The organism is Vibrio sp. 10N.222.46.A1 (genome assembly GCF_041473595.1).
GTDB lineage: Bacteria > Pseudomonadota > Gammaproteobacteria > Enterobacterales > Vibrionaceae > Vibrio > Vibrio tasmaniensis_A.
Map to the genome: position 1 here is coordinate 1 of NZ_JBFRSN010001149.1, position 6,257 is coordinate 6,257.

At 47.0% G+C, this 6,257-nt stretch carries 4 protein-coding genes; 3 read left to right on the plus strand and 1 reads right to left on the minus strand.

Annotated elements, in window-relative coordinates:
- The first annotated feature begins 54 nt into the window (after positions 1-54).
- The 3 genes from mfd (at position 55) to AB4496_RS24670 (ending at position 5,030) form a co-directional block, all read left to right on the plus strand.
- A complete protein-coding gene (gene mfd, locus AB4496_RS24660) occupies positions 55-3,516 on the plus strand; it encodes a transcription-repair coupling factor (protein WP_102257825.1) in 3,462 nt (1,153 codons plus the stop codon).
- A 63-nt stretch (positions 3,517-3,579) separates the two neighbouring features.
- Entirely contained in the window at positions 3,580-4,347 is a 768-nt protein-coding gene (locus AB4496_RS24665; RefSeq protein ID WP_009847152.1) for a peptidoglycan binding protein CsiV, read from the plus strand.
- 137 nt (positions 4,348-4,484) lie between these two features.
- Complete coding sequence (locus tag AB4496_RS24670) at positions 4,485-5,030, plus strand: GNAT family N-acetyltransferase (protein ID WP_009847153.1); 546 nt, start codon at positions 4,485-4,487, stop codon at positions 5,028-5,030.
- A 111-nt stretch (positions 5,031-5,141) separates the two neighbouring features.
- Here the strand turns inward: AB4496_RS24670 and AB4496_RS24675 are convergent.
- The coding region (locus tag AB4496_RS24675) for an NAD(P)/FAD-dependent oxidoreductase (RefSeq protein ID WP_372132439.1) at positions 5,142-6,257 on the minus strand (1,116 nt) is incomplete at its 5' end.

The window sequence follows — 6,257 nt, forward strand, 5'->3', positions numbered from 1 at the left end:
CAACAAAAGCTCTTACGTCAACGCTCTCTAGAACGAGATAACAAGTAAATAGACATGACAAAACAATCCATTTTCACACTACCTAAGCTCAAAGGTGCCGGTGACAAAAAGCACATCGGTAACCTAGTTGGTTCATCTCTCGCGCTTACTATCGCTAAACTAGCGGAGCAGCATAACAGCCATACTTTACTTGCAGTGCCTGATCCTCAGATCGCACTCAAGCTTCAATCTGAAATTGAACAGTTTACGGCACATGAAGTTGCGTTATTTCCTGACTGGGAGACGCTGCCATACGATAGCTTCTCGCCGCACCAAGAGATCATCTCAGATCGTATAGCACGCCTTTACGCACTGCCAACGCTAAAAGATGGCATCACGATCGTTCCGATCAGCACGTTATTGCAACGCCAGTCACCGCGCGACTTCTTACTACAACACACGTTAATGGTGAAAACAGGCGATCTCTATTCACTAGAGAAATTACGTCTGCAACTCGAAAAGTCGGGCTATCGCTATGTTGACCAAGTGTTTGGCCCGGGTGAATACGCTAGCCGTGGTTCTATTCTCGACCTGTTCCCAATGGGCAGCAAAGACCCGTATCGTATCGACTTCTTCGATGACGAGATCGACACGATCCGTACTTTCGATCCTGAAAACCAGCGCTCTATCGAAGACATCTCTGAGATTCGACTGCTGCCTGCTCACGAATTCCCAACCTCGGAAACAGCGATTGAAGATTTCCGTATTCGTTGGCGCCAACAGTTTGATGCGCGCCGTGAACCAGAATCGGTTTATATGCAGGTTTCTAAAGGCACGTGGCCTGCTGGTATTGAGTATTGGCAACCGCTGTTCTTCGAGCACACCGAAACCTTGTTTGATTATGTTGCCGATGAAGCGCAACTCCTGATTCTAGGTGATGTCGAGACTGCAGTAGATTCGTTCCTAACGGACGTTTCTCACCGATACGAGCAACGCGGTGTTGACCCGTTACGACCGCTGCTGACACCTGAACAACTGTGGCTAAAGAAAGACGAGCTGTTCGCACACTTCAAACAGAAGCCACAGGTCAACCTAAGCTTAGACACGATTGAAGAAAAAGCTGGGCGTACAAACCTTCCGGTTATGCCTCTGCCTGATCTCAGCGTTCAGCATCAGAATAAAGAACCGTTGTCTAACTTAAGAAAGTTCACTGAAGCCTTCGATGGCAAGGTTGTTTTTTCGGTTGAGTCTGAAGGCCGCCGTGAAGCTCTGAGTGAATTGCTTCGAGGCATCAAAGTTCGTCCAAGCGAAGTTGAAAACCTCGACGCGGCAATTAAAGGTAAAGATAAGTTCACCCTGATCCTAGGTTCTGCTGAGCATGGCTTTATCCACGAAGAGCAAAACATCGCCCTTGTCTGTGAAAGTGATCTATTGGGTGATCGCGTTATTCAGCGTCGTAAAAAAGACAAAAAAAGCGTAAACAGCGACACCGTAATCCGTCACCTTGCGGAACTTAAACCGGGCCAACCCGTTGTTCACATTGACCACGGTATTGGCCGCTATATCGGCTTGCAAACACTTGAAGCGGGTGGGATGAAAACCGAATACGTAACACTTGAGTATCAACACGATGCCAAGTTATACGTGCCTGTTGCCTCTTTGAACTTAATTGGCCGCTACTCTGGTGGCGCTGAAGATTCTGCACCGCTACACAAACTTGGCGGTGAAGCATGGCAGAAAGCTCGTAAGCGCGCCGCAGAGAAAGTCCGTGACGTTGCAGCAGAGCTACTTGATGTTTACGCCAAGCGAGAGCTAAAACCTGGCTACAAGTTTGTGCTCGACCGCGGCCAATACGCGACTTTCAAGTCTGGTTTCCCGTTTGAAGAAACCGATGACCAAGCGATGGCCATCAATGCTGTTATGTCTGATATGTGTCAAGCAAAAGCCATGGATCGTTTGGTGTGTGGTGATGTTGGCTTTGGTAAAACCGAAGTCGCGATGCGTGCAGCATTCGTTTGTACCGACAACAGCAAACAAGTGGCGGTGTTAGTACCAACTACCCTACTTGCTCAGCAACACTTCGAGAACTTCCGTGACCGTTTCGCCAACTTGCCGATTCGTGTTGAGGTTCTATCCCGATTCAAATCAGCTAAAGAGCAGAAGTTGATCATGCAAGATGTCGCCGACGGTAAGGTCGATATCTTGGTAGGGACTCACAAGCTGCTTTCGAGCGATATTAAGTTTAAAGACCTAGGCCTGCTGGTTGTCGATGAAGAACACCGATTTGGTGTGCGTCAGAAAGAGAAAGTGAAAGCGATGCGTGCGGATGTCGACATCCTAACGCTTACTGCGACACCGATCCCGCGAACGCTGAACATGGCAATGAGTGGCATGCGTGACCTTTCGATCATCGCTACACCACCCGCACGACGCTTGGCAATTAAAACCTTCGTTCGCGAAAGTGATGATGCCATCGTCAGAGAAGCGGTGCTGCGTGAAATCATGCGTGGTGGTCAGGTTTACTTCCTGCACAACCAAGTCGACACGATTGAGAAAACAGCAGAGTCACTACAGAAGTTGATTCCAGAAGCACGCGTTACTGTGGCTCATGGCCAGATGCGTGAGCGCGAACTAGAACGCATCATGAATGACTTCTACCACCAGCGCTTTAACTTGTTGGTGTGTACAACCATCATCGAAACCGGTATCGACGTACCAACGGCAAATACCATCTTGATGGATAGAGCCGATAACCTTGGTTTAGCACAGCTGCACCAATTGCGTGGTCGTGTCGGTCGTTCTCACCACCAAGCTTATGCTTACTTGTTAACGCCACACCCTAAAGCAATGACCAAAGATGCGATCAAGCGATTGGATGCGATTGCTTCGCTCGAAGACTTGGGCGCAGGCTTTACCTTAGCAACTCACGATTTAGAGATTCGTGGTGCGGGTGAGCTGTTAGGTGATGAACAGAGTGGTCAAATCCAGTCAGTTGGTTTCACCTTGTACATGGAGATGCTTGAACAAGCGGTTGAAGCATTGAAGGAAGGTCGAGAGCCATCGCTTGATGACCTACTGAGTGAACAAACTGAAATTGAGATGCGTTTGCCAGCACTATTGCCAGATGACTACATCCCAGACATCAACACGCGCTTATCAACGTACAAACGTATTGCGAGTGTGAGTGACACCGACGAATTGGCAGAGTTGAAAGTCGAGCTGATTGATCGCTTCGGCCTTCTGCCTGACGCAACCAAGAACTTGTTATCAGTTTCTGAGCTAAAATTAGCCGCAGCGTCTATCAAAGCGAAGAAAATTGAAGCTCACGATAAGGGGGGATTCTTAGAATTCTACCCGGATGCTGACATAAACCCGGCCTACCTTGTTAAACTGTTGCAATCTCAACCGCAAAAGTTTTCAATGGAAGGACCAACAAAGTTCAAGTTTACGATACCATTGGTCGACAGACGGAAACGAATTCAATTTGTTAGTGATTTATTGGGCGAATTCAGACAAAACTTGCTGCCTTCAGCATAAGACCCAATCCACTTGCACATATAAATTATCCAGCCGGTAGTTCGGCTGGAAGACGGAGTAAAAATGAAAAGACTGATCCCACTGCTACTATTGTTCGTCTCACTGCCAAGTTTGGCGCAGAGACAATTTGATATAGAAGTGATCATTTTTAAGCGCGCTGTTGATGCAGAGAAGGTGAACGAATCTTGGCCAAATACACAGCCTAAGATTTCACTTGAACGCGTTGGTTCATTTCAAGATACCCAATACCGAGCAAAGAAAGGCGTTCAAATGCTACCTTACTCGGAATACAAGTTAACGCCTCAGAAAGACAAGCTACGTAAACACGCTGGCTTTGAAGTTCTGATGCATACCGCTTGGCGTCAAGGCGACCAAGGTAAGAGCTCTGCACCTGTTTTCCATATTCAAGCAGGTAAAGATTTCTCTAAACAGTTTAATGCTGATGGCTCTGAAAAAGGCGCAATCACTACAGGCAGCGCTGATGGGTTCCAAGAAGAGACCATTGATAAGCCACTCTACGAATTAGACGGCAAGCTGCAAATCTACGTTCAGCACTACCTATACGCTGAAACGACATTAGATTTAAAAGCGCCAAGCGTTCGTGAAGTAACTCTACAAGAGCAACAAATCGAGCTAGATTCACCAGTAAGTGGCGCAGAAAGCAACGTCCAAGTGGGCAACCTAACTGAGATTTCTCCGACGGTTGAAGTCCAAGAGTTCCTTAAGAGCTACCGCATGGACCAGAAACGTCGTATGCGCAGCACAGAAACTCACTACCTTGACCACCCACTTCTTGGAATGGTAATTCAAGTTAGACGTGTAGCGCAGTAAGTTACTTGCCGATTCGGCTATAATTATATAAATAATTCAATCCGCCCTCCTAGTGAGGGCGTTTTATTAAGTGCTATCTATCTTTATTCTGTACTGACTCTCTTTGTTCAGTACTTACACGTTACTTGGTACGTCTTATGAGCCCTGAATTTCAGATCAACACACAAAATCTTAGCCTTAAAATCATTGAGGCCTCAGATGCTCAAGAATTTTCTCAACTGGTTAAGTCCTCCCCTAGCTTGTTGCCATGGGTCGACTGGTGTCATAGCGAGTTTTCTATCGTCGAAGCCGAGAAGTTTATTCTGGCGACTCGCTTAAACTGGGTGAAAGCCGATGCGTTTGGCTTTGGCATCTTTGAACGAAAAAGCGATAAGTTAGTCGGTATGGTTGCGATTAATGAGCTTTACCACACCTTTAATATGGCGAGTTTAGGTTATTGGGTGGGTGATGACTTTCAAAGGAGAGGGATCGCCAAAGAAGCGATGCTCGCCCTATTTGAATTTTGTTTCGCGCAACTCAAGTTAACGCGTTTGGAGATTGTCTGCGATACCGAGAACCTACCCAGCCAAAAGTTGATAGAGAAGTGTGGCGCTGAGCGAGAAACCATTGCCAAGAATCGATTTCTGTTTAACGGTAAGCCCAAAGATGGCGTGGTTTATTCTGTGCTGCCTCCAACGTCTTAACAGCAGAAATGAGTTCAACACCTGCGATAGCACGTAAGCGACACGATCAAAAAAGAGCTCCAAAGAGCTCTTTTTTTATTATCAGCGTAATGACCTTAAAGGCTTACCTGATTAGTGAAGCTTTAGGTTTGGACGAAGTACACGGTTAATACGACCAACCAGCATCATCAGTGATGTTTTGATTAAGCCGTGAAGCGCCATCTGGTGCATGCGGTACAAAGAGATGTACACCACACGAGCAATACGACCTTCAACCATCATCGAACCTTTCGTCAGGTTACCCATCAAGCTACCTACCGTAGAGAAACGGCTTAGTGAAACTAGCGAGCCTTTATCTTTGTAGATGTAATCTTTCAGGTCACGACCGTTCAACTTAGCAATGATGTTGCTAAATGCACAGCTTGCCATTTGGTGAGCCGCTTGTGCACGTGGCGGAACGAATGAACCATCTGCTTGTGTACATTGCGCCAAGTCACCGATAGCAAAGATGTTGTCATCCAAAGTTGTTTGCAGCGTGTTCTTCACAACCAACTGGTTGATACGGTTGGTCTCAAGACCACCGATATCTTTCATGAAATCTGGTGCTTTGATACCTGCTGCCCATACCATGATTTGAGCTGGGATCTTGTCGCCATCTTTGGTTGTTAGGCCGTCAGAATCCGCCTGAGTCACCATCGTATTCGTACGAACGTTCACACCAAGCTTGGTTAGCTCAGAGTGTGCTGCACTTGAAATACGAGGAGGTAGAGCTGGAAGAATACGCTCACCCGCTTCAACTAGGTTTACGTTCAGCTTGCTTGAATCTAGGTCGCCGAAGCCGTAAGTACGAAGCTCTTTAACTGCGTTGTGTAGCTCTGCAGAAAGCTCAACACCTGTTGCACCAGCACCAACAATCGCGATGTCTACCGTGCCTTGACCGTTCTTAGCGTGAAGCTTTAAGAACTGGTTGTTCATTTCTGTACGGAAACGGTGTGCTTGCTCTGGGCTATCAAGGAAAATACAGTTGTCACGAACGCCTGGAGTGTTGAAGTCGTTTGACGTTGAGCCTAGCGCCATCACAAGAATATCGTATTCAAGTTCACGGCTTGGCATCAGCAGTTCACCGTGCTCGTCTGTAAGCTCGCTTAGTGCAATCACTTTACGCTCACGATCGATGTCGTTCAGGCTGCCCATTTGGAAATCGAAGTAATGGTTTTTTGCGTGCGCACGGTAGCTTAATGCATCAAC

What these genes read in the sequence shown, in the direction of transcription:
- AB4496_RS24665 (WP_009847152.1), top strand. Translation starts at nt 3,580, where the DNA reads ATGAAAAGACTGATCCCACTGCTACTATTGTTCGTCTCACTGCCAAGT.
- mfd (WP_102257825.1), top strand. Translation starts at nt 55, where the DNA reads ATGACAAAACAATCCATTTTCACACTACCTAAGCTCAAAGGTGCCGGT.
- AB4496_RS24670 (WP_009847153.1), top strand. Translation starts at nt 4,485, where the DNA reads ATGAGCCCTGAATTTCAGATCAACACACAAAATCTTAGCCTTAAAATC.